Below are 26091 nucleotides of genomic sequence, written 5' to 3'. Positions count from 1 at the left end.
AGGATCCGCCCATGAAAGCCGTACTCATCGAACTCATCAGCAAAATCAGCTCCGGCTGCCTGGGCGAGGCGGACATCGAGAAGATTGCCGATGAGGCGGCCCAGGCCTACGCCGACCCGGTGGCGTTCCTGGCGGCCAACCCGGACATCAATTACGACGACACTTTCCCCATCGCGCTGGGCGAGTGGGTGGTGGTGGGCAGCTTGCCCGATACCGTGTTGTTCCAGGCGGATACCTACGTCGAGTTGTTCGAGCAGATCGTCGCCTCGTTCGGCCCCGGCGTCGCGTTCAACCTCAAGCCCAAGCAACTGGCCAAGACTGAAGCCCTGACCGCACTCAACCGCATCCAGATCCAGATGAGCAGCCTGAACAAGGAAAACGGTGGCTACGTGCTGATGAATTTCAGCCAGTTGCTCGACGATGAATTGCAGATGGTGCTGGTGTACGGCAACGACGTGCCGCGCGTGCTGGAGTTGTGCGCCGAGGTGGGCATCGCCGCGGCACCGTCCTTGGAAGCGCTCAAGGTCGCGGTTCACGTCTGAAGCAATAAAACGGAACCCTTGCCCAGGGGCCGCTATCCTAAATGGGCATATCACCATTCGGGAGCGACACCATGGGTTCCACTTTCAACGGCCTGATTGGCCTGATTATCCTGGCGCTCGATATCTGGGCGATCATCAACGTACTCAAGAGTGGCGCGGGCACCGGGGCGAAAGTCCTTTGGGTACTGCTGATTCTACTGCTGCCGGTGTTGGGCCTGATCATCTGGGCGATTGCCGGGCCGCGTGGCAACGTGCGGGTCTGACCGCCCGATAAAAAAAATGCCCGACAGGTCATGACCTGTCGGGCATTTTTATTTGCGCGCCGTTATCAGGCTGTCGCCAACGAGGCCTTCTGCGAAGCGCTCAAGAAACGCAGCAAAGCCAGCAGCGGGAAGGCGCTGCCGACGATCACCACCCACAGCCAGCCGCCGTGTTCGTAGACCGCGCTGGCGATGGACGAACCGAACGCACCGCCGACGAAGATGCTGGTCATGTACAGCGCGTTCAGTCGGCTGCGACTTTTGGCGTCGAGGGCGTAGATGGTGCGTTGGCCCAGGACCATGTTCATCTGTACGCAGAAATCCAGGACCACGCCGGTCACCGCCAGGCCAATCACGCTGTAGGCCGGGTGAATGAAGGCGGGCAGGAAACTCAAGCTGGCGAACAGCATCGCCAGCAGCGAAGCGACGCGGGTGTGACCGGCATCCGCCAGGCGCCCGGCTATGGGTGCGGCGATGGCACCGATGGCGCCGACCAGGGCGAACAAGGCGATCTCCGTCTGGGTGAGACCATGGTTGCGCGCCAGCTCCAAGGGCGCGGCGGTCCAGAACAGGCTGAACGTGGCGAACATGCAAGCCTGGTAGAACGCCCGTTGACGCAACTGCGGTTGTTGGCGCAACAAGGTGCCGAGCGATCCCAGCAGCTGGCCGTAGGAAGCGCTGTGATCGGGCTGGCGCTTGGGCACGGTCAGCGCCAGGACGATGCTGATGGCCGCCATCAGCACGGCGGCGATCATGAACATCGCCCGCCAGCCGAAATGATCGGCGACGACGCTGGAGATCGGCCGCGCCAGCAGAATTCCAAGCAACAGGCCGCCCATGATCCCACCGACAACCCGTCCCCGGGATTCCTCGGGTGCCAGGTGCGCTGCCAGTGGAATCAACACTTGCACCGAGACAGAACTGAAGCCAACCAGTAGCGAGACCAGCAGGAACACATTCGGCTGATCGGTGAAGGCCGCGCCCAGTAGGCTGGCTATCGCGACCACGGTGGTGAGGATCATCAAGCGCCGGTTTTCCAGCAGATCGCCCAATGGCACCAGGAAAAACAGGCCCAGGGCATAACCGATCTGGGTCAGCGAGACGATCAGGCTGGCCATGGTGCTGGACAGGCCGACGTCGGGAGCGATCAGTTCGATGATGGGTTGGGCGTAGTAGATGTTGGCGACGATGGCGCCGCAGCAGAAGGCGAACAGCAGGACCATGCCGCGGGTCAGGGTGACGCCGGGCGAGGAGGGATGAGCACTCATAGCAATCTCGTCGATCGATTGAAAGGATGGCGTGAGGCTAAAGACTTGCAGGGCTCTGGAACAGGCTTTGCGGCTGATATCAGTCATGCCCGGGATTAATGATGGCCATCAAATTCCTGTGGGAGCGAGCTTGCTCGCGATAGCGGCTGCTTATTCAGCATCGTTGATGCAGACAGACCGTATCGCGAGCAAGCTCGCTCCCACAGGATGGGGCTTGGCTGACAGGCGGTGTTTATGTGAGTCGAGTCTTACTGTCCGCTATAGATCTGATCGAAAACCCCACCGTCATTGAAGTGAGTCTTCTGCACGGTGCGCCAGTCACCGAAGGTTTTCTCCACCGACAGGAAATCAACTTTCGGGAAGCGGTCGGTGTACTTGGCCAGCACGGCCGGATCCCGCGGACGCAGGTAGTTGGCGGCGGCAATTTCCTGGCCTTCGGGTGACCACAGGTATTTGAGGTACGCCTCGGCGGCTTCGCGGGAGCCTTTTTTCTCGACCACTTTATCCACGACGCTCACTGGCGGCTCGGCTTCGGCGGACACGCTTGGGTAGACCACTTCGAACTGGTCGCGGCCAAACTCGCGGGCGATCATTTCCGCTTCGTTTTCAAAGGTCACCAGCACGTCGCCAATCTGGTTGGTCATGAAGGTCGTCGTCGCGGCGCGGCCGCCGGTGTCCAGCACGGGGGCTTGTTTGAACAGCTTGCCGACGAAATCCTTGGCCTTGTTCTCGTCGCCGCCGTTCTTGAGCACGTAACCCCACGCCGACAGGTAGGTGTAGCGACCATTGCCGGAGGTTTTCGGGTTGGGCACGATCACCTGCACGCCGTCCTTGAGCAGATCAGGCCAATCCTTGAGGGCTTTCGGATTGCCCTTGCGCACGATGAAGACCGTGGCCGAGGTGAACGGCGCGCTGTTGTTCGGCAAACGGGTGACCCAGTTTTCCGGAACCAGCTTGCCGTTGTCCGCCAAGGCATTGATGTCGGTGGCCATGTTCATGGTGATGACATCCGCAGGCAGCCCATCGATCACCGAACGCGCCTGCTTGCTGGAGCCGCCGAAGGACATCTGCACGGTGATGTTCTCTTTGTGCTCGGCTTGCCAGTGCTTCTGGAACGCAGCGTTGTAGTCCTTGTAGAAATCGCGCATCACGTCGTAGGAAACGTTCAGCAGGGTTGGGGCGGCGTTGGCCAGGCTGCCGAAGGTCAGGCCGGCGGCGAGAAGGGAGGCGCCAAAGAAGTTCTTCACTGCGAATTCCTTTTTATAGGGGGAGGCGGGCGAGTAGCCAGCACACTAATGGCAAGTCTATAGGCCTTCAAGAATTTAAAAGTACTTTGCTTATTCCGTTTTCTTGAAAAGCGCATTACCGCAACGAGAGCAGAAAGCAGCGCCATGTTCATGGTTGTTTTTGCTGCACACCGGGCAATCGTGCTTGAGCTGGTCGCCCCGCATGGCCGTGGCGAGTTCAGCCGTGAAAATACCCGTGGGCACGGCGATGATCGAGTAACCGGTGATCATCACCAGCGACGACACCACTTGGCCCAGGGGTGTCTTGGGCACGATGTCGCCAAATCCTACGGTGGTCAATGTCACGATAGCCCAATAGATGCCCTTGGGAATGCTGGTGAAACCGTGCTCGGGGCCCTCGATGACGTACATCAGCGTGCCGAATACGGTCACTAGGGTCGAGACGCTGACGAGGAACACGATGATCTTCTGCTTGCTGCCCCGTAGCGCCGCCATCAGGTAGTTGGCTTGCTTGAGGTACGGGCTGAGCTTGAGCACCCGGAAGATCCGCAGCATGCGAATGATCCGCACGATCAACAGGTATTGGGCATCGCTGTAGTACAGCGCCAGGATGCCCGGCACGATTGCCAGCAGGTCCACCAATCCATAGAAACTGAAGGCATAGCGCAGCGGTTTCGGCGAGCAGTACAGGCGTAGGACGTACTCGACGAGAAAGATGAAGGTAAAGCCCCATTCGATGTAGGCCAGCAGGGCCGCGTAGTTCTTGTGCACGCTGTCGATGCTGTCGAGCATCACGATCACCAGGCTGGCAAGGATGATCAGCAGCAGCGTGCTGTCGAAGCGCCGGCCGGCCACGGTGTCGGTCTGGAAAATGATCACATAGAGGCGTTCACGCCAGTTGTTGCTGCTGTCCATAACCTTCGCCTGAATCGATGATCAGCGAAGCCTAGGGCGATTGCCCCGCAGAGCGCAAGGCTCGTTATCAAGGATGGCCTGGTGCCAGAGCCGCTCTGTTGAGTGAACCAGCCAGCAGGCGAGGATGAATGGCGCTGTCAGTGGGGCCAGGCCCAGGGCGGCGAAGCCCGGCGTGAGAAAGACCGCCAGTAAAATGCCCGTCAGCGGCTTCCATGGTCCACGGGCCCGTTGACCCAGGGCCACGGCCACCAGCGCCGGGTTATAGCCGCCCAATCCGGACAGGGCGAGGCTACTGTCGTGTTGTAGCCAGGCGAACCCAAGGCCGACGACGGAGCCGAACAGCGCCCAGCCAGCGGCGCGGCGATTGGCGATCAACAGGCCGATCGCGACCAGCGCTCCGGCCAACGGGTGGTCGAGAAACATGACCTGGCCCAGCCCGATCAAAGGGGCCGTCAACAGATCGGGTAACGTCATGTCCAGCGCCGCGGGTGAGGGCGATGGCGGGGGGAAACCCAGCAACAACCAGCCCATCCCCACGAAGGGCGCGGTGTAGGCGGGCAAGCAGCGAGGGCCGGTGGTTCGCTTGAGCCATTGTTGGGTCAGCATCGCACCGAGGCCGCCACCGGCGATGATCAACGGTGGCAGCAACACCGACCACGGCAGGGCCAGGCTCAACAGCAATCCCAGCAGGATGCCGTTGTAGCTGAAGAGGCCAGCTTGTCGATCTTCCTTGGTATAGCCGCGTCGTTGCGCCGTCAGCAATCCAGCCACGCCGCCCAGCAGCGCACCGCCGAGCAAGGTGGGTGCGGTGAGCAGGATGGCCAACAGGCACAGCAAGCCGCACAGCGGATGGCGCTGGAGGAAAATCTGGCTGAAGCCGTTGAGCAGGGCGGTGGCCCAGTCGGGGCAGTGGGGGTTGGGCATGATAGGTGATGTCAGAGGGACCGAGTCGCCTTCATCGCGAGCAAGCTCGCTCCCACAGGGGGTTTGTGATCGCCGCAAATCCAATGTGGGGCGAGCTTGCTCGCGATAGGGCCAGTACAGGCGCTAGAGCAGCGTCTCAATGCGCAGTGAGTTGGTGGACCCCGGCTGCCCGAACGGCACGCCCGCCGTGATCAGCAAGGTGTCGCCACGCTGGGCCATGCCCTGGGCCTGGGCGATTTCCAGCGCCGTGGAACACACTTCGTCCACCTGCCGCAGCCGATCGTTGACCACCGAATGCACGCCCCAGGCCACGGTCAGGCGGCGAGCGGCCTGCAGGTTCGGCGTGAGGTTGAGGATCGGCACTGTCGGCCGTTCCCGTGCGGCCCGCAGGCTGGAGCTGCCCGACTCGCTGTAATTCACCAGCACCGCCACCGGCAGGACGTTGCTGACCCGGCGAATCGCGCAGCTGATGGCGTCCGACACTGTTGCCTCGGCTTTCGGCCGGCTGACGTCCAGTTGCGCCTGGTAGTCGGGGCCGTTTTCCACCTGGCGGATGATCTTGCTCATCATCTTCACGGCTTCGAGGGGGTAATCGCCAGAGGCGGTTTCCGCCGACAGCATCACCGCATCGGCACCTTCGGCCACGGCGTTGGCAACGTCGGTGACTTCGGCGCGGGTCGGCGCCGGGGAGAACCGCATCGACTCCAGCATCTGCGTGGCCACCACCACCGGTTTGCCCAGGGCACGGCAGACGCCGATGATGTTTTTCTGGATCTGCGGCACGCTCTCGGCCGGCACCTCGACGCCGAGATCACCACGGGCCACCATGATCGCGTCGCTCAGTTCGGCAATCTCGCGCAACTGGGCGACGGCCGAGGGTTTCTCGATCTTGGCCATCAGGAACGCCTTGTCGCCGATCAGCGCGCGGGCTTCGCGGATGTCCTCGGGGCGCTGCACGAACGACAGCGCCACCCAGTCCACGCCCAGCTCCAGGCCGAAGCTCAAGTCGCGGCGGTCCTTGGCGGTCAGCGGGCTCAGGTCAAGCACCGCCTGGGGCACGTTCACGCCCTTGCGGTCCGAGAGTTCGCCGCCGTTGAGCACCTCGGTGTCGATGGCGTCGGCATGCTGGGTGGTTACCCGCAGGCGCAGCTTGCCGTCGTCCAGCAACAAGTCCATGCCAGGCTTCAACGCCGCGATAATCTCTGGGTGGGGCAGGTTCACCCGGCGTTGATCGCCCGGCGTCGGGTCCAGGTCCAGTCGAAGGGCCTGGCCCCGTTGCAGCAGCACCTTGCCGTCGGCGAATTTGCCGACCCGCAGTTTCGGGCCCTGCAAGTCCATCAGGATGCCCAGCGGATAATTGAGCTGCTGCTCGACTTCGCGGATCCACTGATAGCGCTGGGCGTGGTCGGCGTGATCACCGTGGCTGAAGTTCAGGCGAAAGATGTTCACACCGGCCTGCACCAGTTCGCGGATGTCATCGATGCCACGGGTGGCAGGGCCGAGAGTCGCGAGGATCTTGACCTTTTTATCAGGCGTCATTTTTTGGGGTCTCGAGGATCAGGATGGCGCGAAAGTCGTTCACGTTGGTGCGGGTCGGTTCGGTGACGATCAGCGCGTCCAACGCGGCGAAGTAGCCGTAGCCATTGTTGTTGTCCAGCTCGTCGCTGGCGTTGAGGCCCAGCTCGGCGGCGCGGCGATAGCTGTCAGGCGTCATGAGGGCGCCGGCATTGTCCTCGGAGCCGTCGATGCCATCGGTGTCGCCGGCCAGCGCATAGATGCCGGGATGGCCCTTGAGGCTGTCGGTCAGGCTCAGCAGGAATTCGGCGTTGCGCCCGCCACGGCCGTTGCCGCGCACGGTGACGGTGGTTTCGCCGCCGGAAAGGATCACGCACGGCGCCGCCAACGGTTGGCCGTGCAGGGCGATTTGCCGGGCGATGCCGGCATGGACCTTTGCCACCTCCCGGGACTCGCCTTCCAGGTCACCGAGGATCAATGGGCTGAAACCAGCCTGGCGCGCCTTCACGGCTGCGGCTTCCAAGGATTGCTGGGGGCGAGCGATCAGTTGGAAATGACTGCGGGCCAGGCTTGGGTCTGCGGGTTTGACGGTTTCCGATTCCGGGCTTTGCAGCCAGGTGCGTACCGAGGCCGGCACTTCAATGTTGTAGCGCTTGAGAATCGCCAGGGCCTCGGCCGAGGTGCTGGGGTCGGCCACGGTGGGGCCGGACGCGATGACCGTGGCGAGATCGCCGGGCACATCGGAAATCGCATAGGTGTACACCGTCGCCGGCCAGCAGGCCTTGCCCAGGCGTCCGCCTTTGATGGCCGAGAGGTGTTTGCGCACGCAATTCATCTCACCGATGGTGGCGCCGGATTTGAGCAAGGCTTTGTTGATCGATTGTTTGTCGGCCAGGGTGATGCCGGCCGCTGGCAAGGCCAGCAACGCCGAGCCCCCGCCGGACAGCAGGAAAATCACCCGGTCGTCTTCATTGAGGTTGCTGACGAGTTCGAGCACCCGTCCGGCCACTTCCAGGCCCGCGGCGTCCGGCACCGGGTGAGCGGCTTCGACCACTTCGATTTTCTGGCAGGGCGCGCCATGGCCGTAGCGGGTCACCACCAGGCCGCTGACCTCGCCTTGCCAGCAACGCTCGACCACTTGCGCCATGGCCGCCGCCGCCTTACCGGCCCCGATGACGATCACTCGGCCGCTGCGGTCGCTGGGCAGGTATTGTTCGAGGACTTGCTGCGGATGAGCCGCGTCGATGGCTGTGGCAAACAGCTCGCGCAGCAGTTGTTGCGGATCGACCGACATGGCGGGCTCCCGAGATTCTTGTTATTTGAGGGCAACGCAGACTCCTGTGGGAGCGAGCTTGCTCGCGATGGCTATTTCAGAACCAACAATGATGCTGACTGAACGACCGCTATCGCGAGCAAGCTCGCTCCCACAGGGTTGTTTGAGTGTCAGTTGTCGCGAATCGAGAAATTCGCCATATGCTCCAGCCCTTTGATCAACGCCGAGTGGTCCCAGTTGCTGCCGCCGATGGCCGCGCAGGTGCTGAACACTTGCTGGGCGTTGGCGGTGTTGGGCAGGTTGATGTTCAGTTCCTTGGCGCCTTGCAGGGCCAGGTTCAGGTCCTTCTGGTGCAGGCTGATGCGGAAGCCCGGGTCGAAGGTGCCCTTGATCATGCGCTCGCCGTGGACTTCGAGGATCTTCGACGAAGCGAAACCACCCATCAGCGCTTCACGGACCTTGGCGGGGTCGGCACCGTTTTTCGAGGCGAACAACAGGGCTTCGGCCACGGCCTGGATGTTCAGGGCAACGATGATCTGATTCGCCACTTTGGCGGTCTGGCCGTCGCCGTTGCCACCAACCAGGGTGATGTTCTTGCCCATGGCCTGGAACAGCGGCAGGGCTCGTTCGAAGGCAGCGTTGTCGCCACCGACCATGATGCTGAGGGTCGCGGCCTTGGCGCCGACTTCGCCGCCAGACACCGGGGCGTCAAGGTACTGCGCGCCCCTTTCATTGATTTTCGCCGCGAAGGTCTTGGTGGCGGTCGGCGAGATCGAGCTCATGTCGATCACTACCTTGCCCGCACCCACGCCGGCCGCGACGCCATCGGCGCGAAACAGCACGTCCTCGACCTGTGGCGTGTCCGGGACCATGACGATGATGAATTCGGCTTCCTGGGCGACTTCCCGAGGATTGGCCAATGCCACCGCGCCACCGGCCACGAGATCAGCCGGGGCGGCGTCGTGGTGCTGGGTCAGGAACAGGCTGTGACCGGCTTTTTGCAGGTTGAGAGCCATTGGGTGGCCCATGATGCCGGTGCCGATGAATCCGATTTTAGCCATGAGATAAATCCTCTCTTATTAAAGTGCCCACGGACTCTGTGGCGAGGGAGCTTGCTCCCGCTGGGCCGCGAAGCGGCCCCAGAAATCCATCGGTGAAAAAACATGCGTCTGCTTCGCAGCCGAGCGGGAGCAAGCTCCCTCGCCACACGAGCTCTCGCCAGTCAGATTGCGTTATGGGTTTTCAGCCAGCCCAGTCCCGCTTCGGTAGTGGACAGCGGCTTGTATTCGCAGCCGATCCAACCCTGGTAGCCGATGCGATCCAGGTGTTCGAACAGGAAGCGATAGTTGATCTCGCCGGTGCCCGGCTCGTTGCGGCCCGGGTTGTCCGCCAATTGCACATGGTTGATCTCGCCCAGGTGCGCCGACAGCGTCCTGGCCAGGTCGCCTTCCATGATTTGCATGTGGTAGATGTCGTACTGCAGGAACAGATTGGCGCTGCCCACCTGCTCGCGGATCGACAGGGCCTGGGCCGTGTTGTTCAGGTAGAAGCCCGGGATGTCGCGGGTATTGATGGCTTCCATGACCAACTTGATACCTTCGCCTTGCAGCTTTTCGGCGGCGTATTTGAGATTGGCGACGAAGGTTTTTTCCGCCAGTGCCTCGTCGCACTTCTGTGGACGAATCCCGGCCAGGCAATTGACCTGGGTATTGCCCAACACTTTTGCGTAGGCGATCGCCAGGTCGACCCCGGCGCGGAACTCTTCGACTCGGTCCGGCAGGCAAGCAATGCCGCGCTCACCGTCTGCCCAATTGCCAGCCGGCAGGTTGAACAGCACCTGGGTCAGGCCGTTGGCGTCGAGCAGGGCCTTGAGTTCGGCAGAGCTGTAATCGTAGGGGAACAGGTATTCGACTCCACTGAAACCGGCCTTGGCGGCCGCTTCGAAACGGGCGAGAAAATCCTGTTCGGTGAACAGCATGGACAGGTTGGCGGCGAAACGCGGCATGGTTGTCTCCTGTGGATAGTTGGCAGGCCCCCTTGTGGGAGCGAGCTTACTCGCTCCCACAAGGGGGCCACTCGGTCAGTCGAGCAATGAGATGGCCGTAGGTGCATCGTTGCCTACCAGCGCCAGGTCTTCAAATTCATTGACGGCGTTGATCTCGGTGCCCATGGAAATGTTGGTCACGCGTTCCAGAATGATCTCGACGATCACCGGCACCTTGAATTCCTCGATCATTTCCTGAGCCTTGCGCAGTGCCGGCTGGATGCCAGACGGTTCGAACACTCGCAGAGCCTTGCAGCCCAGGCCTTCGGCGACGGCGATGTGGTCAACGCCATAGCCGTTGAGTTCCGGGGCATTGAGGTTGTCGAACGACAGCTGCACGCAGTAGTCCATGTCGAAACCGCGCTGGGCCTGGCGGATCAAGCCCAGGTAGGAATTGTTCACCACGACATGGATGTACGGCAGCTTGAACTGCGCGCCCACCGCCAATTCTTCGATCATGAACTGGAAATCATAGTCGCCCGACAGCGCTACGACTTTGCGGTTCGGATCGGCCTTGACCACTCCCAGGGCGGCTGGGATGGTCCAGCCCAAGGGACCGGCCTGGCCGCAGTTGATCCAATGGCGTGGCTTGTAGACGTGAAGAAACTGCGCCCCGGCGATCTGCGACAGGCCGATGGTGCTGACATAGCAGGTGTCCTTGCCGAACACCTGGTTCATTTCCTCGTAGACACGCTGCGGCTTGACCGGCACGTTGTCGAAGTGGGTCTTGCGTTGCAGGCTGGCCTTGCGTTGCTGGCAGTCCTGCAGCCAGGCGGTGCGGTTCTTCAGCTTGCCGGCCGCTTGCCATTCACGGGCCACCTCGATAAACACAGTCAGGGCCGAAGCGGCGTCGGAGACGATGCCCAGGTCGGGGGTGAATACACGGCCGATCTGGGTGGGTTCGATGTCGACGTGAATGAACGTGCGGCCTTCGGTGTAGACATCCACCGAACCGGTGTGACGGTTGGCCCAGCGGTTGCCGATGCCCAGCACGACGTCAGACTTGAGCAACGTAGCGTTGCCATAGCGATGCGAGGTCTGCAGGCCGACCATGCCGACCATCAACGGGTGATCGTCGGGGATGGTGCCCCAGCCCATCAACGTAGGAATGACCGGGATGCCGGTCAGCTCAGCGAATTCCACCAGGAGGTCGCTGGCATCGGCGTTGATGATGCCGCCACCGGCCACCAGCAAGGGGCGCTCGGCCTGATTGAGCATTGCCAGGGCTTTCTCGATCTGCACGCGGTTGGCCGCGGGTTTGGCCAGGGGCAGCGGCTGGTAGGCGTCGATGTCGAATTCGATCTCGGCCATCTGTACGTCGAACGGCAGGTCGATCAGCACCGGGCCGGGACGGCCGGAGCGCATTTCATAAAAAGCCTTCTGGAAGGCATACGGCACCTGGCCGGGTTCCAGGACAGTGGTGGCCCACTTGGTCACTGGCTTGACGATGCTGGTGATATCCACAGCCTGGAAGTCTTCCTTGTGCATCCGGGCGCGGGGCGCTTGTCCGGTGATGCACAGGATCGGAATCGAGTCGGCCGACGCGCTGTAGAGGCCGGTCACCATGTCCGTACCAGCCGGGCCCGAGGTGCCGATGCACACGCCGATGTTGCCGGCCTTGGTCCGGGTGTAGCCCTCGGCCATGTGCGAGGCACCTTCAACGTGGCGAGCAAGGACGTGATCGATGCCACCCACCTTCTGCAGGGCGGAGTACAGCGGGTTGATCGCAGCACCCGGGATGCCGAAGGCGGTGTCCACGCCTTCACGGCGCATCACCAGAACGGCGGCTTCGATTGCTCTCATTTTGCTCATTATTTTGTGCCTCTTACGTTTTGTAATTGTATACAAGTGGCTGTGCGAAGAGTTTATTCACGGCGGATGGCGCAGGTCAATCCCTTTCCTCAAGCAGCTGTTTCATTCGTCGGCCGAGCTGGTTTATAACGGCTATTCGCTGAATAAGGTGGGTTTGCGAAAATTATTGTATACAAAAACATAACGTGTTGTGTTCTATTTGTGGAGTTCGGTTTTGCTGCAAAGTGAAGCCCGAGGCTTTCCCATGACAAAAGAAGGACAGCACCCATGAGCGCTCTGACTTTGAAAATCGCCCTCGACCTGGCTGGGCAAGCCCTTGCTATCGGTCGTGAAATAAGCGCCGCACCCCTGACCGTCGCGGTCCTGGACAGCGGCGGGCACCTGGTTGCCTTGCAACGCGAAGACGGCGCCAGCCTGCTTCGCCCGCAGATCGCCATCGGCAAGGCCTGGGGGGCCATCGCCCTGGGCAAAGGCTCGCGGCTTCTCGCCCAGGACGCCCAGCAACGCCCAGCGTTCTTTGCCGCTTTGAATGGCTTGGGCCAAAGCAACATCGTGCCGGCCCCGGGCGGGGTGTTGATCAGGGATCAGGCCGGGAAGGTGCTGGGGGCAATGGGAATCAGCGGGGATGTTTCGGATGTGGACGAGCAGGTGGCGGTGAAGGCGGTGGAGGCTTCGGCGTTGAAAGCGGATGCCGGGATGGTTGCTTGATGATGGGGTGAATGAACTGGCGCCATCGCGAGCAGGGTTTGATGTTGGACACATTATTTATGAACCTGCAAATCCCCTGTGGGAGCGAGCTTGCTCGCGATGGCGATCCTGCAGACACATCCAGCTAAAAGTTTGCCTCCCACCCAGGCATCCGCGGGTCTAGCCTTCCCGGTGAGTCAGATCATTGAAGGGGCAAGGAATGCCTGATTTACCTGCTTCACATCGACTGCGCCTCGGCCGCTACGCTGAATCCAGCCGGATCTATTTACTGACCACCAACACACTTGGCCGTGCCCCCATTTTCAAAGACGTTATTTTGGGGAGGTTGGTGGTTGATCAATTTCGAAAAGCTCAGGAGCAAGGCTGGGCCGATTCATTGGCTTGGGTGGTCATGCCTGACCACTTCCATTGGCTGATCGAGTTGCGCAAGGGATCTTTGAGTGAGTTGATGCAACGGACCAAATCATTGAGCACCAAAGCGGTAAACCTACGCTTGGACAATAAAATCAGCCTTTGGCAGCAGGGGTTTCATGACCGGGCAGTGCGGCGAGATGAAGATTTGGTGTTCATGGCTCGCTATGTCATCTGCAACCCCTTGCGGGCAGGGCTGGTGAAGAGGCTTGGTGACTATCCGCTCTGGGATGCCATTTGGCTTTGACTGGAAATCGAGTTGCCTTCATCGCGAGCAGGCTCGCTCCCACAGGGGTTTTGTGGTGAAAAAAGAATCTGCAAGCAACCTGAGTCTCGTGTGGGAGCGAGCCTGCTCGCGATGAGGGCGACTCGGTCCCGAGCCTAGCTAGCGATCCAGCTCACACCCCTTCAAAACCAACCGGATAATCGTCTGCGCCGCCGCTTCGTAATCCGCTTCATCCAGCTTGGCCTTGCCGGTCACGGCGCTGATCTGCCAGTCGAAATCGGCGTAGGTCTGGGTGGCGGCCCAGATGCTGAACATCAGGTGGTTGGGGTCGAGGGGGGCGATCTGGCCGCGGTCGATCCAGGTCTGGATGCAGTCGATGTTGTGCCGGGCCTGGGCGTTGAGCTGTTCCACCAGGTCCGCGCTCAGGTGCGGGGCGCCGTGCATGATTTCGCTGGCGAAGACTTTCGAGGCGAAGGGCAGGTCGCGTGAGATACGGATCTTGGAGCGGATGTAGTGGCTCAGCACTTCGCCCGGCTCGCCATCGGCGTTGAACGGTGTCGAGGCTTGGAGGATGGGTTCGATGATGCTTTCCAAGACCTCGCGATAGAGGTTTTCCTTGGACTTGAAATAGTAGTAGACGTTGGGTTTGGGCAGGCCCGCCTTGGCCGCGATGTCGCTGGTTTTGGTCGCGGCGAAGCCCTTGTCGGCAAATTCTTCGCTGGCGGCACGCAGGATCAGTTCTTTGTTGCGCTCGCGGATAGTGCTCATAAACCCTGGGTTTCCTTGCCGGTTCTGGCGGTTGCGCATGGTAGCACCGGCCTCGCGCGACGCTCAAGAATGCCCCTAGGATGCGCGGCTCGCGCTATGCTTCGCAGCATTATTTGTTCAAGGAGCCCCCCATGGCTGGAAGCAGTTTGCTGGTTTTGATCGACGACATCGCTACCGTGCTCGACGATGTGGCATTGATGACCAAGATGGCCGCCAAGAAAACCGCCGGCGTGCTGGGCGATGACCTGGCGCTCAATGCCCAGCAGGTGTCAGGCGTGCGTGCCGAGCGGGAGCTGCCAGTGGTCTGGGCGGTGGCGAAGGGATCCTTTATCAACAAGCTGATCCTGGTGCCGTCGGCGCTGGCCATCAGTGCCTTCGTCCCTTGGCTGGTGACGCCGTTGTTGATGGTCGGCGGCGCCTACCTGTGTTTCGAAGGGTTCGAAAAACTCGCCCACAAATTCCTTCACAGCAAGTCCGAGGACCAGGCCGAACACGCGCAACTGGTCGAGGCGGTGGCGGATCCAGCGGTCGATCTGGTCGCCTTCGAAAAGGACAAGATCAAGGGCGCGGTGCGTACCGACTTCATCCTCTCGGCGGAGATCATCGCCATTACTCTCGGCACTGTTGCCGATGCGCCGTTGACCCAGCAGGTGATCGTGCTGTCGGGCATCGCCATTGTCATGACCGTCGGCGTGTACGGTCTGGTGGCGGGAATCGTCAAGCTCGATGACCTGGGCTTGTGGCTGACCCAGAAGCCAGGGCAGGCCGCCAAGAGCATTGGTGGGGCGATCCTGCGCGCAGCGCCTTACATGATGAAAAGCCTGTCGGTGATCGGCACGGCAGCGATGTTCCTGGTGGGCGGCGGCATCCTCACCCATGGCGTGCCGGCGGTGCATCACTGGATCGAAGGCGTTGCCGCGAGTGCCGGTGGCGCCGGGTTCATCGTGCCAATGCTGCTCAATGCGGTGGCGGGAATTGTCGCGGGGGCGATGGTGTTGGCGGGTGTGCTCGTCGTGGGCAAAATCTGGAAAGCGCTGAAAGGCTGAGTCTGCCAACGCATTACAACTGTGGGAGCGAGCTTGCTCGCGATGACGGTCTGACATCCAACATTAATGTTGCCTGACAGACTGCTATCGCGAGCAAGCTCGCTCCCACAGTGGTTTTGCGGTCTCCGAACGTTACTCGGCGATCTGCAACTTCCGCGACTCGGTATACACGTACCGCACCTTTTCATACTCGAACGGCGAATTCAGCTGGCCGTAGCGGAAGCTCGTCTGGTAGCGCCTGTCCACGCCGCGCAGCAACAACAGTTCCGGGTGGTTGGAGCTGACCTCCGAGACGTTGAGGAAGTTGATCGCCGATTCCGCCGTGTAGTCCACCAACAAGCCCGACGTGTCGCGCAGGTTCGAAGGGCCGAAAATCGGCAGGACGAAGTACGCACCGCCCGGTACGCCGTAGAAGCCAAGGGTCTGGCCGAAGTCTTCGCTCTGGCGCGGCAGGCCCATGGCGGTGGCCGGGTCCCACAGGCCGGCGATGCCGACGGTGGTGTTGAGTAGCAGCCGCGCCGTGGTTTCCATCGAACGCTTGCCCTTGAATTGCAGCAGGCTGTTCATCAGGTTCGGCACGTCCCCCAGGTTATTGAAGAAATTGCTGACCCCGGTGCGCACAAAGCTTGGGGTGATGTAGCGATAGCCGTCGACCACGGGCAGGAACACCCACTGGTCGAAGCGGTAATTGAAGTGGTAGACGCGTCGGTTCCAGGATTCCAACGGGTCGTAGACGTTCAGCGCGTTGAGCGTCGAGCGTTCGAATTCCCGTTGATCCAGGCCCGGGTTGAACTTGAGTTTGGTCAGCGGCTCCTTGAAGCCGTCCGAGTCCACCACCACAGGCGCGTCGGCCTTGCTGTTATCGGCGTGGACCATGCCCGCGCTCATTAACGCGGCGATCAGCAGGAGGTATTTAGCCACGGAAGAACTCCAGCATGGCGTCGCTGTTGACGCGATAGTTAAGGTTGCCGCAATGGCCGCCCAGCGGGTAGACCGTCAGGCGATCACCAAAGGTCTTGCGCAGGAAGCCCAGGTCACCCGGACCGAGGATCACATCGTCGGCGTTGTGCATGACCGCGATCTTCGGGCTGGCCTGCAAGTAATCCTTCAGTGCATAGAGACTGACCTGGTCAACCAGTTGCAGCAGGCTGCCGCCGTCAGTGCGTGCTCGCCACATCGGGATCACCTGCTCGGTGAGATAACAATCGAAGTCGCATTGCAGCGCGCGCTTGAGGAATGGCGTCAGGCTGGTGCTCTCGGTGATCGGAAACTTGGGCGGGGTGATGAGGCCGCGACGATTGATCAAATCCGAAGTGAAGGCGATGTCGGCCGCCGAGAAACGGAACGACGTGCCGATCAGCATCGCCATCTGCTCGTTGCTCAAGTGCTGCTTGGACTGCTGAAAGTCGTAGAGCAGCGCATCGTTGAGGTCGATGTAGCCTTTTTGCTGGAAGTAGCGGGTCAGCTTGTTCAGGACCAGTTCATAGAACGTGGTGGTGCTGTTGATGCCCTTGACCTCGGTCTGGACCAGCTTGTCCAGGTTGGTGATCGAGGTATAGAGGTTCACCGGTGGGTTGAGCAGCAGCACTTTCTTGAAGTTGAAGCTGCGTCGGGTTTCGTCCAGGTGCGCGACGAACGCTGCGTCCAGTGCGCCGAGGCTGTAGCCGGTCAGGTAGTACTCGGTCACGGGCACTTTTGGATTTTGCGCGCGCACGGCCTGCATCACTCGATACATGTCTTCGGCATCTTCCTTGGTGATGCCCGGTGTGGCGAAGCGCGAAGCGGCGCTCATGAAGTCGAAGCTGGTGGGCGAAGACAGCTGCACCACGTGGTAACCGGCCTTGTAATAGAGGCGCTTGAGGTATTCGTTGAGCGTGCTGTCATACCGCGCGCCGGTGCCGGCGATCAGGAAGATCAGCGGCGCCGGTTTGTCCTGGGTGGCCATGCGGTAGGTGAGGCTTTTCACCGGCCAGAAATTGTCCGGCAGGATGAACTCCCGTTCGGGGCGCAGGGTGACGTTGTAGTCCGCCTGGTCGATGTCTTCGTTCAGCGGCAGTTCCGGTCTAAGGTCTGGCGGCGTTGTCGCGATCGTCGCCTCGAACGGGTTGGTCAGGGGGTAGCCATAGCTGGCGGCGTCGACATCCACCGCCAGCGCGGACGCACTCAGGATAAGGCCGCCGAGGAGGGCAGCGAAGCGCAAGGAACGGAGCATGACTGGATCCCTTAGAGGAAGGTGCCGAATGAGGTTCGCAGCCTATGACCATCGAAGTGAAGCCAAGTGCCATGACGGCTGCAAAACAAGCGCGTGCGAGGCGCGACAGTAGCGGGACAATACACGTTGGAGCGTGGAGGCGGCTAGTGGAGCCGCCAGCTTCCTGGTACTGGCATGCAAAGTTTGGGCGAAAATGACCCTGCTAAACCGGTTAGATGGGTTGCTGGCTTTCTGATGTCGTTTCTCGCTGCTTCGGCGTCGCAGACAGAGCAGGTTCCAGATCGGCGCAGGTTGATGATCAGTCGGTCAGTACTCCACTGGCGTTCGGAGCGGTTTGCAGGCGAGCGTGATGGGGGCGCTGGGCACCATAACAATACGTTGAAGCCGCTCGGCATCCGCCGGGCGCAGCACTTTCGGGGAAGTAACGATGAAGATGCGACGACTCTTGGGCGCAGGTGCCGCACTGGTACTGGCGATCAGCTCCACCTTGGCCAGCGCCGAAACCAAAACCCTGAGCATTGGCTACGTTGACGGTTGGTCCGACAGCGTTGCGACCACTCACGTGGCCGCCGAAGTGATCAAGCAAAAACTTGGCTACGATGTGAAGTTGCAGGCTGTCGCGACCGGGATCATGTGGCAGGGCGTTGCCACCGGAAAGCTCGATGCGATGCTGTCGGCCTGGCTGCCGGTGACCCACGGCGATTACTGGACGAAGAACAAAGACCAGGTCGTCGACTACGGTCCCAACTTCAAGGACGCGAAGATCGGCCTGATCGTACCGGAGTATGTCAAGGCCAAGTCGCTCGAAGACCTGAAGACAGATGACTCCTTCAAGAAGCGCATCGTTGGCATCGACGCCGGTTCAGGCGTAATGCTCAAGACCGACCAGGCCATCAAGGACTACGACCTGACCGGCTATCAACTCAAGGCCAGTTCCGGCGCCGGCATGATCGCCGAGCTGACCCGTGCCGAGAAAAAGAACGAGTCCATCGCCGTCACCGGTTGGGTGCCGCACTGGATGTTCGCCAAGTGGAAACTGCGCTTCCTGGACGACCCTAAAGGCGTCTACGGCGCGGCTGAAACCGTGAACAGCATCGGCAGCAAGGAATTGGGCACCAAGGCGCCAGAAGTGGCCGAATTCCTGAAGAAGTTCCAGTGGGCCTCGAAAGACGAAATCGGCGAAGTCATGCTGGCGATCCAGGAAGGCGCCAAGCCGGACGCCGCCGCCAAGGATTGGGTCGCCAAGCACCCGGACCGCGTGAAGGAGTGGACCGGCAAGTAATCGGCCTGGTTTGACTGTTCCAAAAGCCGCATGACGTTGTGTCATGCGGCTTTTTTGTGCCCGCGATTCCTGGATTCTCCTCAAAACACTGTGGGAGCGAGCTTGCTCGCGATGACGACGCAACATTCGACAGAGATGCAAGCAGACACACCGCTATCGCGAGCAAGCTCGCTCCCACAGGAGGGTGATTATGGAAATGTGCGGAAAACTGGCGCAACCGTCATGTCGTTCTAATACTAAGGTCGTCTGGAACCTGGCCTTCAGCCGCATAGAGTAGAGCGGTACCAAATAAATCTGTGCTGCGAGGATAAAAACAATGAACGACAGCATTTACCTCTCGATTCAAAACAGCCCGCGCTTCAAGGAGCTGGTGAAAAAGCGAGAGAAGTTCGCCTGGATTCTCTCGGCGATCATGCTAGGGCTGTATTCCGGCTTCATTCTTCTGATCGCCTATGGGCCGCATATTCTCGGGGCCAAGATGTCGCCCGAGTCGACCATCACCTGGGGTATCCCTATCGGGATTGGCTTGATTCTGTCGGCCTTCGTCCTGACCGGCATCTACGTGCGACGCGCCAACGGCGAATTTGACGACCTGAACAATGCGATTCTCAAGGAGGCTCAGCAATGATCCGGCGTCTACTGGCTCTTTTGAGCATTGCAGCATTTGCACCGGGTGCCTGGGCGGCTGACGCCCTGACCGGCGCCGTGCAGAGACAACCCCTCAACGTCCCGGCTATCTTGATGTTCGTGGCCTTCGTGGGCGCGACCCTGTACATCACCTACTGGGCTTCCAAGAAAAACAACTCGGCGGCCGACTACTATGCGGCCGGCGGCAAGATCACCGGCTTTCAGAACGGCCTGGCGATTGCGGGCGACTACATGTCGGCGGCGTCCTTCCTTGGGATTTCCGCGCTGGTATTCACCTCCGGCTACGATGGCCTGATCTACTCCATCGGCTTCCTGGTGGGCTGGCCAATCATCCTGTTCCTGATCGCAGAGCGCCTGCGTAACCTGGGTAAATACACTTTTGCCGACGTGGCGTCCTATCGCCTCGGGCAAACCCAGATCCGCACCTTGTCCGCCAGCGGCTCGCTGGTGGTGGTGGCGTTCTACCTGATCGCGCAAATGGTCGGTGCCGGCAAGCTGATCCAGCTGCTGTTCGGCCTGGACTACCACGTTGCGGTGATCCTGGTCGGTATCCTGATGTGCCTCTATGTACTGTTCGGCGGCATGCTGGCGACGACCTGGGTGCAGATCATCAAGGCGGTGCTGTTGCTGTCGGGTGCGTCGTTCATGGCCCTGATGGTCATGAAGCACGTCAACTTCGACTTCAACATGCTGTTTGCCGAAGCGGTCAAGGTTCACCCTAAAGGCGAGGCGATCATGAGCCCCGGTGGCTTGGTGAAGGATCCGATCTCGGCCTTCTCCCTTGGCCTGGCGCTGATGTTCGGTACCGCTGGCCTGCCGCACATCCTGATGCGCTTCTTCACCGTGAGCGACGCCAAGGAAGCTCGCAAGAGCGTGCTGTATGCCACTGGCTTCATCGGCTACTTCTACATCCTGACCTTCATCATCGGCTTCGGCGCGATCCTGCTGGTCAGCACCAACCCGGCCTTCAAGGACGCGGCGGGTGCCTTGCTGGGCGGCAACAACATGGCGGCGGTGCACCTGTCCAACGCGGTTGGCGGCAGCATCTTCCTGGGCTTCATCTCGGCGGTGGCGTTCGCGACCATCCTGGCGGTGGTAGCGGGCCTGACCCTGGCCGGTGCTTCGGCGGTGTCCCATGACCTGTATGCCAGCGTGATCAAGAAGGGCAAGGCCAACGAGAAGGACGAGATTCGCGTCTCGAAGATCACCACCATTGCCCTGGCAGTGCTGGCGATCGGCCTGGGCATCCTGTTCGAGAAGCAGAACATCGCGTTCATGGTGGGCCTGGCGTTCTCCATCGCGGCAAGCTGCAACTTCCCGGTGCTGCTGCTTTCGATGTACTGGAAGAAGCTGACCACCCGTGGCGCCATGATCGGTGGCTGGCTGGGCCTGATCAGTGCCGTGGGCCTGATGGTGCTCGGCCCGACCATCTGGGTACAGATCATGGGTCACGAGAAGGCGATCTTCCCGTACGAATACCCTGCGCTGTTCTCGATGATCATCGCGTTCGTTGGCATCTGGTTCTTCTCCGTTACCGACAAGTCGGCCGAAGGCGTCAACGAGCGGGCGCTGTTCTTCCCGCAGTTCGTGCGTTCGCAGACTGGCCTGGGGGCGAGTGGGGCGGTGAACCACTGATGCAGAGGTAAGTGCTTGAAGAAATACCCCGGTCGAGAGGCTGGGGTATTTTTTTGTGTAAGGTTTATGGAAGGCAGGCCTGCCCCCATCGCGAGCAAGCTCGCTCCCACACTGGAGCACGTTCATCCTGCGGGAGCGAGCTTGCTCGCGATGGCGCCGGGTCTGCCAATGCAGTTACCGGATCAGATTAAAAGAGGCATAAACAAAACAGCCCCCGCTCTTATATAAGAAGCGGGGGCTGTTTCAGTGCAGCTTGGGACCTATCGCAAGGCAGGTCTTACTTGCGGTCTTCCAGCTTGGTGATGTCACGCGACTCGTAGCCGGTGTACAGCTGGCGTGGGCGGCCGATCTTGTACGGGCTGGAGAGCATTTCCTTCCAGTGAGAGATCCAGCCGACGGTCCGCGCCAGGGCGAAGATCACGGTGAACATGCTGGTTGGAATGCCGATCGCCTTGAGGATGATCCCCGAGTAGAAGTCGACGTTCGGGTACAGCGAGCGCTCGATGAAGTACGGGTCGGTCAGGGCGATCTCTTCCAGGCGCATGGCCAGTTCGAGTTGCGGATCGTTCTTGATCCCCAGTTCCTTGAGCACTTCGTCGCAGGTCTGCTTCATGACGGTGGCGCGTGGGTCGCGGTTCTTGTAGACCCGGTGACCGAAGCCCATCAGCTTGAACGGATCGTTCTTGTCCTTGGCCTTGGCGATGAACTTGTCGATGTTGGAGACATCGCCGATTTCATCGAGCATGGTCAGTACCGCTTCGTTCGCACCGCCGTGGGCAGGGCCCCAGAGCGCGGCGATACCGGCGGCGATACAGGCGAACGGGTTGGCACCCGACGAACCGGCCAGGCGCACGGTGGACGTGGAGGCGTTCTGCTCGTGGTCGGCGTGGAGGATGAAGATCCGGTCCATGGCCTTGGCGAGCACCGGGCTGATCGGTTTGATCTCGCACGGGGTGTTGAACATCATATGCAGGAAGTTCTCTGCATAGGTCAGGTCGTTGCGCGGGTACATCATGGGCTGGCCCATGGAGTACTTGTAGACCATGGCTGCCAGGGTCGGCATCTTCGCCACCAGGCGGATCGCGGAGATTTCGCGATGCTGGGGGTTATTGATGTCCAGGGAGTCGTGGTAGAAGGCCGAGAGGGCACCGACAACGCCGCACATGACGGCCATCGGGTGGGCATCGCGACGGAAGCCGTTGAAGAAGGTCTTCAACTGTTCATGAACCATGGTGTGGTTCTTCACGGTGCTGACGAACTGGGCCTTTTGCTCTGCGGTCGGCAATTCGCCGTTGAGCAGCAGGTAGCAGGTTTCCAGGTAGTCCGATTTTTCAGCCAGTTGCTCGATCGGGTAGCCGCGGTGCAGCAGGATGCCGTTGTCGCCGTCGATATAGGTGATTTTCGATTCGCACGAGGCGGTCGACATGAAACCTGGGTCAAAGGTGAAACGGCCCGTGGCCGTCAGGCCCCGTACGTCGATTACATCGGGACCAACGGTGCCGGTTAAAATGGGCAGCTCGACGGGGGCTGCGCCCTCGATGATCAACTGCGCTTTTTTGTCAGCCATGTGGCCTCCTATTAATGCTTGGAATCATCAGACAGACCCCCCACGCAGGGCCCGCACCACTATAGTGAGATAAATCCGAATGTCAATTTGCCTAAAGTCTTGCTCCAGAAGGCTTTAACCGGACTTTTTCCGCGAAATTGCCTGCCGTTTACGCCTTTTGCCTCATATGTGCAATGCGCTATTAGGGGAAGGTGAACGCGTTGTCATTAGTAGCCTAACTGTCTATACTCGGCCACCGACCGCCAGGGGCTTTTGGGCCTGCTTTCTTGGGGGTCGTCACTCCCTGGGTGGTGAGTACCTGACCAGTGCGCGCCCCAACAACTTTGCCCTGATTGTTAGGGGCTCTTCAGTGTGAAAAAAAAGCCGTGAAAAGCCAACGACCTGTAAACCTAGACCTAAGGACCATCAAACTCCCAGTCACTGCTTACACGTCCATTCTTCACCGTATTTCCGGTGTCATCCTCTTCGTCAGCCTGGCCATCATGCTTTATGCATTGGACAAGTCGCTCGATTCGGAAGAAGGCTTCGGTCAGGTGAAAGCGTGTCTGACCAGTCCGCTAGCCAAGCTAGTGATTTGGGGCATCCTGTCCGCCTTGCTGTATCACTTGGTCGCCGGTGTGCGCCACTTGATGATGGACATGGGCATCGGTGAGACGCTGGAAGGCGGCAAGCTGGGCTCGAAAATCGTTATCGCCGTTTCGGTGGTGGTAATCGTTCTGGCAGGAGTCTGGATATGGTAACCAACGTCACGAACCTCTCGCGTTCTGGCCTGTATGACTGGATGGCGCAGCGTGTGTCTGCGGTCGTTCTCGCGGCTTATTTCATCTTTCTGATTGGATATGTAGTCGCCAACCCCGGCCTGGGCTACGCCCAATGGCATGAACTGTTTGCAAACAACTGGATGCGTATCTTCAGTCTGCTGGCACTTGTCGCACTGGGCGCCCACGCCTGGGTCGGCATGTGGACCATCGCGACCGACTACCTGACGCAGATGGCGTTCGGCAAGTCGGCGACTGCCGTACGTTTCCTCTTCCAGGCAGTATGCGGCGTTGCGATGTTCGCTTACTTCGTCTGGGGTGTGCAGATTCTCTGGGGTATCTGATTCATGGCTAACATTCCAACGATTTCTTTCGACGCCATCATCATTGGTGGTGGCGGTGCCGGCATGCGCGCTGCGCTGCAACTGGCACAGGGCGGTCACAAGACTGCCGTGATCACCAAGGTTTTCCCGACCCGTTCGCATACCGTGTCCGCCCAGGGTGGCATCACCTGCGCCATCGCTTCGGCCGACCCGAACGATGACTGGCGCTGGCACATGTACGATACCGTCAAGGGTTCCGACTACATCGGTGACCAGGACGCTATCGAATATATGTGTCAAGAAGGCCCGGCCGCTGTGTTCGAGCTGGACCACATGGGCCTGCCGTTCTCGCGTACCGAAACCGGCCGCATCTACCAGCGTCCGTTCGGTGGCCAGTCCAAGGACTACGGCAAGGGCGGCCAGGCGGCGCGTACTTGCGCGGCGTCCGACCGTACCGGTCACGCTCTGCTGCACACCCTTTATCAGGGCAACCTGAAAGCCGGCACCACGTTCCTGAACGAGTATTACGCCGTTGACCTGGTGAAAAACCAGGACGGCGCGTTCGTCGGTGTGATCGCGATCTGCATCGAAACCGGCGAAACCACTTACATCCGCTCGAAAGCCACCGTATTGGCGACCGGCGGTGCAGGCCGTATCTACGCCTCCACCACCAACGCCCTGATCAACACCGGTGACGGCGTTGGCATGGCCCTGCGTGCTGGCGTGCCGGTGCAAGACATCGAAATGTGGCAGTTCCACCCGACCGGCATCGCCGGCGCTGGTGTACTGGTCACCGAAGGCTGCCGTGGTGAAGGCGGTTACCTGATCAACAAGCACGGCGAGCGTTTCATGGAGCGTTATGCTCCGAACGCCAAGGACCTTGCCGGTCGCGACGTCGTGGCTCGTTCGATGGTTAAAGAGATCATCGCCGGCAACGGCTGTGGCCCGAATGGCGACCACGTGATGCTCAAGCTCGACCACCTTGGCGAGGAAGTGCTGCACAGCCGCCTGCCAGGTATCTGCGAGCTGTCGAAGACCTTCGCTCACGTCGACCCAGTCGTTGCGCCGGTTCCAGTGGTTCCAACGTGCCACTATATGATGGGCGGCGTTGCCACCAACATTCATGGCCAGGCAATCACTCAGAACGCCGAAGGCGTGGACGAAATCATCCCTGGCTTGTTCGCCGTGGGTGAAGTGGCTTGCGTATCGGTACACGGTGCCAACCGCCTGGGCGGCAACTCGCTGCTCGACCTGGTGGTGTTCGGCCGCGCTGCCGGCCTGCACTTGGAAAAAGCGCTGACCGACGGTATCGCATACCGCGACGCCAGCGACACCGACATCGACGTGGCCCTCAAGCGTCTGGCTGGCCTCAACGAGCGCACCGAAGGCGAAGACGTCGCCACCCTGCGCCGCGAGCTGCAAAGCTGCATGCAGAACTACTTCGGTGTGTTCCGTACCGGCGAGTACATGCAGAAGGGTATTGCCCAGCTCGCACAATTGCGTGAACGAATCGCCAACGTGAAGATCAACGATAAGTCGCAGGCGTTCAACACTGCGCGTATCGAAGCGCTGGAGCTGCAGAACCTGCTGGAAGTGGCCGAAGCCACCGCCATCGCCGCAGAAGTGCGCAAAGAGTCCCGTGGTGCCCACGCCCGCGAAGACTTCGAAGACCGTGACGACGAAAACTGGCTGTGCCACACCTTGTACTTCCCAGGTGAAAAACGCGTCGCCAAGCGTGCCGTGAACTTCTCGCCGAAGACTGTTCCGACTTTCGAACCAAAAGTCCGGACTTATTAAGGGTGACCGCTATGTTGCAAGTCAGTGTTTATCGCTACAACCCTGATCAGGACGCCGCGCCGTTCATGCAGGACTTCCAGGTCGATACCGGTGGTAAAGACCTGATGGTGCTGGACGTGCTGGCCTTGATCAAAGAGCAGGACGAAGGTTTTTCCTATCGTCGCTCGTGCCGCGAGGGCGTTTGTGGCTCCGATGGCATGAACATCAACGGCAAGAACGGCCTGGCCTGCATCACGCCGCTGTCGGCCGTGGTCAAGGGCAACAAGCTGATCGTTCGTCCGCTGCCAGGTTTGCCGGTCATCCGTGACCTGGTCGTCGATATGAGCATCTTCTACAAGCAATACGAGAAGGTGAAGCCATTCCTGCAGAACGACACGCCGGCTCCGGCCATCGAGCGTCTGCAGTCCCCTGAAGAGCGTGAAAAGCTCGACGGTCTGTACGAGTGCATCCTGTGTGCTTGCTGCTCGACCTCGTGCCCATCCTTCTGGTGGAACCCGGACAAATTCCTGGGCCCGGCCGCCCTGCTGCAAGCGTACCGCTTCCTGGCAGACAGCCGTGACACCAAGACGTCCGAGCGTCTGGCCGCACTGGATGACCCGTTCAGCGTATTCCGCTGCCGCGGGATCATGAACTGCGTCAACGTCTGCCCGAAAGGCCTGAACCCGACTAAGGCCATCGGTCACGTACGTAACATGCTGCTGCAAAACGGCGTGTGATTCAGCTGCTGTACCCGTAGAACCGCTGTACCCGTAGAGGCGAGGGCGTGGGCTTCAACCCACGTCCTGGCTATAACCAGAACAGCCGCTCACAAAGCGGTCGTTCTTATTTTGAAGAAATGAGACAAGCAGGGGCATCCGGGCTGGTACCCGGACTATCAGCGTGATCCTAAGTGGCTTGTTTTAGTCGCTGC

At 60.4% G+C, this 26091-nt stretch carries 25 protein-coding genes; 12 read left to right on the top strand and 13 right to left on the bottom strand.

Annotation, left to right across the window (positions count from 1 at the left end; translation table 11 throughout):
* Positions 1 to 11 precede the first annotated feature (11 nt).
* Positions 12 to 542: a hypothetical protein gene (locus ACLK1G_RS19745; RefSeq protein WP_420766955.1), complete on the top strand. Its 531-nt coding sequence runs from the start codon at positions 12 to 14 to the stop codon at positions 540 to 542.
* Positions 543 to 613: 71 nt separating this feature from the next.
* On the top strand, positions 614 to 805 hold the full coding sequence (locus ACLK1G_RS19740; RefSeq protein WP_053149901.1) for a PLDc N-terminal domain-containing protein: 192 nt from the start codon (positions 614 to 616) through the stop codon (positions 803 to 805).
* A gap of 65 nt (positions 806 to 870) precedes the next feature.
* Here ACLK1G_RS19740 and ACLK1G_RS19735 read toward each other — a convergent pair whose 3' ends face one another.
* From ACLK1G_RS19735 to gcl, 9 genes are all read right to left on the bottom strand, one after another.
* Positions 871 to 2070: an MFS transporter gene (locus tag ACLK1G_RS19735; RefSeq protein WP_420766954.1), complete on the bottom strand. Its 1200-nt coding sequence runs from the start codon at positions 2068 to 2070 to the stop codon at positions 871 to 873.
* Between the two features lie 248 nt (positions 2071 to 2318).
* Entirely contained in the window at positions 2319 to 3317 is a 999-nt protein-coding gene (locus tag ACLK1G_RS19730; protein WP_420766953.1) for a sulfate ABC transporter substrate-binding protein, read from the bottom strand.
* A 90-nt stretch (positions 3318 to 3407) separates the two neighbouring features.
* Positions 3408 to 4232, bottom strand: a complete 825-nt coding sequence (locus ACLK1G_RS19725; protein WP_420766952.1) for an ion transporter — start codon at positions 4230 to 4232, stop codon at positions 3408 to 3410.
* Positions 4233 to 4253: 21 nt separating this feature from the next.
* Positions 4254 to 5156 (bottom strand): urea transporter, encoded by a 903-nt coding sequence (locus ACLK1G_RS19720; protein WP_420766951.1) that lies wholly within the window; start codon positions 5154 to 5156, stop codon positions 4254 to 4256.
* A gap of 123 nt (positions 5157 to 5279) precedes the next feature.
* Positions 5280 to 6695, bottom strand: coding sequence for a pyruvate kinase (gene pyk, locus ACLK1G_RS19715; protein ID WP_420766950.1), 1416 nt, complete (start codon positions 6693 to 6695; stop codon positions 5280 to 5282).
* The gene (locus ACLK1G_RS19710) at positions 6685 to 7965 is read right to left on the bottom strand and encodes a glycerate kinase type-2 family protein (protein WP_420766949.1); all 1281 of its coding nucleotides are present in this window, start codon (positions 7963 to 7965) and stop codon (positions 6685 to 6687) included. Before ACLK1G_RS19710 ends, pyk begins: the two co-directional genes overlap by 11 nt.
* A 149-nt stretch (positions 7966 to 8114) precedes the next feature.
* Complete coding sequence (locus ACLK1G_RS19705) at positions 8115 to 9005, bottom strand: 2-hydroxy-3-oxopropionate reductase (RefSeq protein WP_420766948.1); 891 nt, start codon at positions 9003 to 9005, stop codon at positions 8115 to 8117.
* A 161-nt stretch (positions 9006 to 9166) separates the two neighbouring features.
* Positions 9167 to 9949, bottom strand: a complete 783-nt coding sequence (gene hyi / locus ACLK1G_RS19700; RefSeq protein ID WP_420766947.1) for a hydroxypyruvate isomerase — start codon at positions 9947 to 9949, stop codon at positions 9167 to 9169.
* A gap of 75 nt (positions 9950 to 10024) precedes the next feature.
* Positions 10025 to 11800 (bottom strand): glyoxylate carboligase, encoded by a 1776-nt coding sequence (gene gcl / locus ACLK1G_RS19695; RefSeq protein ID WP_420766946.1) that lies wholly within the window; start codon positions 11798 to 11800, stop codon positions 10025 to 10027.
* Between the two features lie 267 nt (positions 11801 to 12067).
* On the opposite strand from gcl, the gene ACLK1G_RS19690 reads away from it, so the two are divergent.
* Together ACLK1G_RS19690 and ACLK1G_RS19685 are read left to right on the top strand one after the other, a co-directional pair.
* Positions 12068 to 12508 (top strand): GlcG/HbpS family heme-binding protein, encoded by a 441-nt coding sequence (locus tag ACLK1G_RS19690; RefSeq protein ID WP_420766945.1) that lies wholly within the window; start codon positions 12068 to 12070, stop codon positions 12506 to 12508.
* 199 nt (positions 12509 to 12707) lie between these two features.
* Entirely contained in the window at positions 12708 to 13166 is a 459-nt protein-coding gene (locus ACLK1G_RS19685) for an REP-associated tyrosine transposase (protein WP_420766944.1), read from the top strand.
* 138 nt (positions 13167 to 13304) lie between these two features.
* On the opposite strand, the gene ACLK1G_RS19680 is transcribed toward ACLK1G_RS19685, so the two are convergent.
* Positions 13305 to 13913, bottom strand: coding sequence for a TetR/AcrR family transcriptional regulator (locus ACLK1G_RS19680; RefSeq protein ID WP_420766943.1), 609 nt, complete (start codon positions 13911 to 13913; stop codon positions 13305 to 13307).
* A gap of 131 nt (positions 13914 to 14044) precedes the next feature.
* On the opposite strand from ACLK1G_RS19680, the gene ACLK1G_RS19675 reads away from it, so the two are divergent.
* Positions 14045 to 14959: a DUF808 domain-containing protein gene (locus tag ACLK1G_RS19675; protein ID WP_420766942.1), complete on the top strand. Its 915-nt coding sequence runs from the start codon at positions 14045 to 14047 to the stop codon at positions 14957 to 14959.
* 132 nt (positions 14960 to 15091) lie between these two features.
* On the opposite strand, the gene ACLK1G_RS19670 is transcribed toward ACLK1G_RS19675, so the two are convergent.
* Complete coding sequence (locus tag ACLK1G_RS19670; protein WP_420766941.1) at positions 15092 to 15880, bottom strand: MlaA family lipoprotein; 789 nt, start codon at positions 15878 to 15880, stop codon at positions 15092 to 15094.
* The gene (locus tag ACLK1G_RS19665) at positions 15873 to 17171 is read right to left on the bottom strand and encodes a serine/threonine protein kinase (RefSeq protein ID WP_420766940.1); all 1299 of its coding nucleotides are present in this window, start codon (positions 17169 to 17171) and stop codon (positions 15873 to 15875) included. Before ACLK1G_RS19665 ends, ACLK1G_RS19670 begins: the two co-directional genes overlap by 8 nt.
* A 427-nt stretch (positions 17172 to 17598) precedes the next feature.
* Here ACLK1G_RS19665 and ACLK1G_RS19660 point away from each other — a divergent pair, with 427 nt between their 5' ends.
* The 3 genes from ACLK1G_RS19660 to ACLK1G_RS19650 all read left to right on the top strand — a co-directional run bounded on the left by ACLK1G_RS19660 (position 17599) and on the right by ACLK1G_RS19650 (position 20736).
* Positions 17599 to 18453, top strand: coding sequence for a glycine betaine ABC transporter substrate-binding protein (locus ACLK1G_RS19660; protein ID WP_420766939.1), 855 nt, complete (start codon positions 17599 to 17601; stop codon positions 18451 to 18453).
* A gap of 316 nt (positions 18454 to 18769) precedes the next feature.
* A complete protein-coding gene (locus ACLK1G_RS19655; RefSeq protein WP_420766938.1) occupies positions 18770 to 19081 on the top strand; it encodes a DUF485 domain-containing protein in 312 nt (103 codons plus the stop codon).
* Positions 19078 to 20736 (top strand): cation acetate symporter, encoded by a 1659-nt coding sequence (locus tag ACLK1G_RS19650; protein ID WP_420766937.1) that lies wholly within the window; start codon positions 19078 to 19080, stop codon positions 20734 to 20736. Before ACLK1G_RS19655 ends, ACLK1G_RS19650 begins: the two co-directional genes overlap by 4 nt.
* A gap of 277 nt (positions 20737 to 21013) precedes the next feature.
* Here the strand turns inward: ACLK1G_RS19650 and gltA are convergent, their stop codons facing one another.
* Positions 21014 to 22303 (bottom strand): citrate synthase, encoded by a 1290-nt coding sequence (gltA, locus tag ACLK1G_RS19645; protein ID WP_003172803.1) that lies wholly within the window; start codon positions 22301 to 22303, stop codon positions 21014 to 21016.
* A gap of 365 nt (positions 22304 to 22668) precedes the next feature.
* On the opposite strand from gltA, the gene sdhC reads away from it, so the two are divergent.
* The 4 genes from sdhC to ACLK1G_RS19625 are packed head-to-tail and all read left to right on the top strand — an operon-like array spanning position 22669 to position 25897.
* Entirely contained in the window at positions 22669 to 23043 is a 375-nt protein-coding gene (gene sdhC, locus ACLK1G_RS19640; RefSeq protein WP_420766936.1) for a succinate dehydrogenase, cytochrome b556 subunit, read from the top strand.
* Complete coding sequence (sdhD, locus tag ACLK1G_RS19635; protein ID WP_003179222.1) at positions 23037 to 23405, top strand: succinate dehydrogenase, hydrophobic membrane anchor protein; 369 nt, start codon at positions 23037 to 23039, stop codon at positions 23403 to 23405. The genes sdhC and sdhD overlap by 7 nt, the downstream gene beginning before the upstream one ends.
* 3 nt (positions 23406 to 23408) lie before the next feature.
* Positions 23409 to 25181 (top strand): succinate dehydrogenase flavoprotein subunit, encoded by a 1773-nt coding sequence (sdhA, locus tag ACLK1G_RS19630; protein ID WP_420766935.1) that lies wholly within the window; start codon positions 23409 to 23411, stop codon positions 25179 to 25181.
* An 11-nt stretch (positions 25182 to 25192) separates the two neighbouring features.
* Positions 25193 to 25897, top strand: coding sequence for a succinate dehydrogenase iron-sulfur subunit (locus ACLK1G_RS19625; protein WP_039594133.1), 705 nt, complete (start codon positions 25193 to 25195; stop codon positions 25895 to 25897).
* Positions 25898 to 26091 lie beyond the last annotated feature (194 nt).

Source organism: Pseudomonas algeriensis (assembly GCF_048847255.1).
Taxonomy (GTDB): domain Bacteria; phylum Pseudomonadota; class Gammaproteobacteria; order Pseudomonadales; family Pseudomonadaceae; genus Aquipseudomonas.
This window is presented reverse-complemented; position numbering and strand designations above follow the sequence as displayed.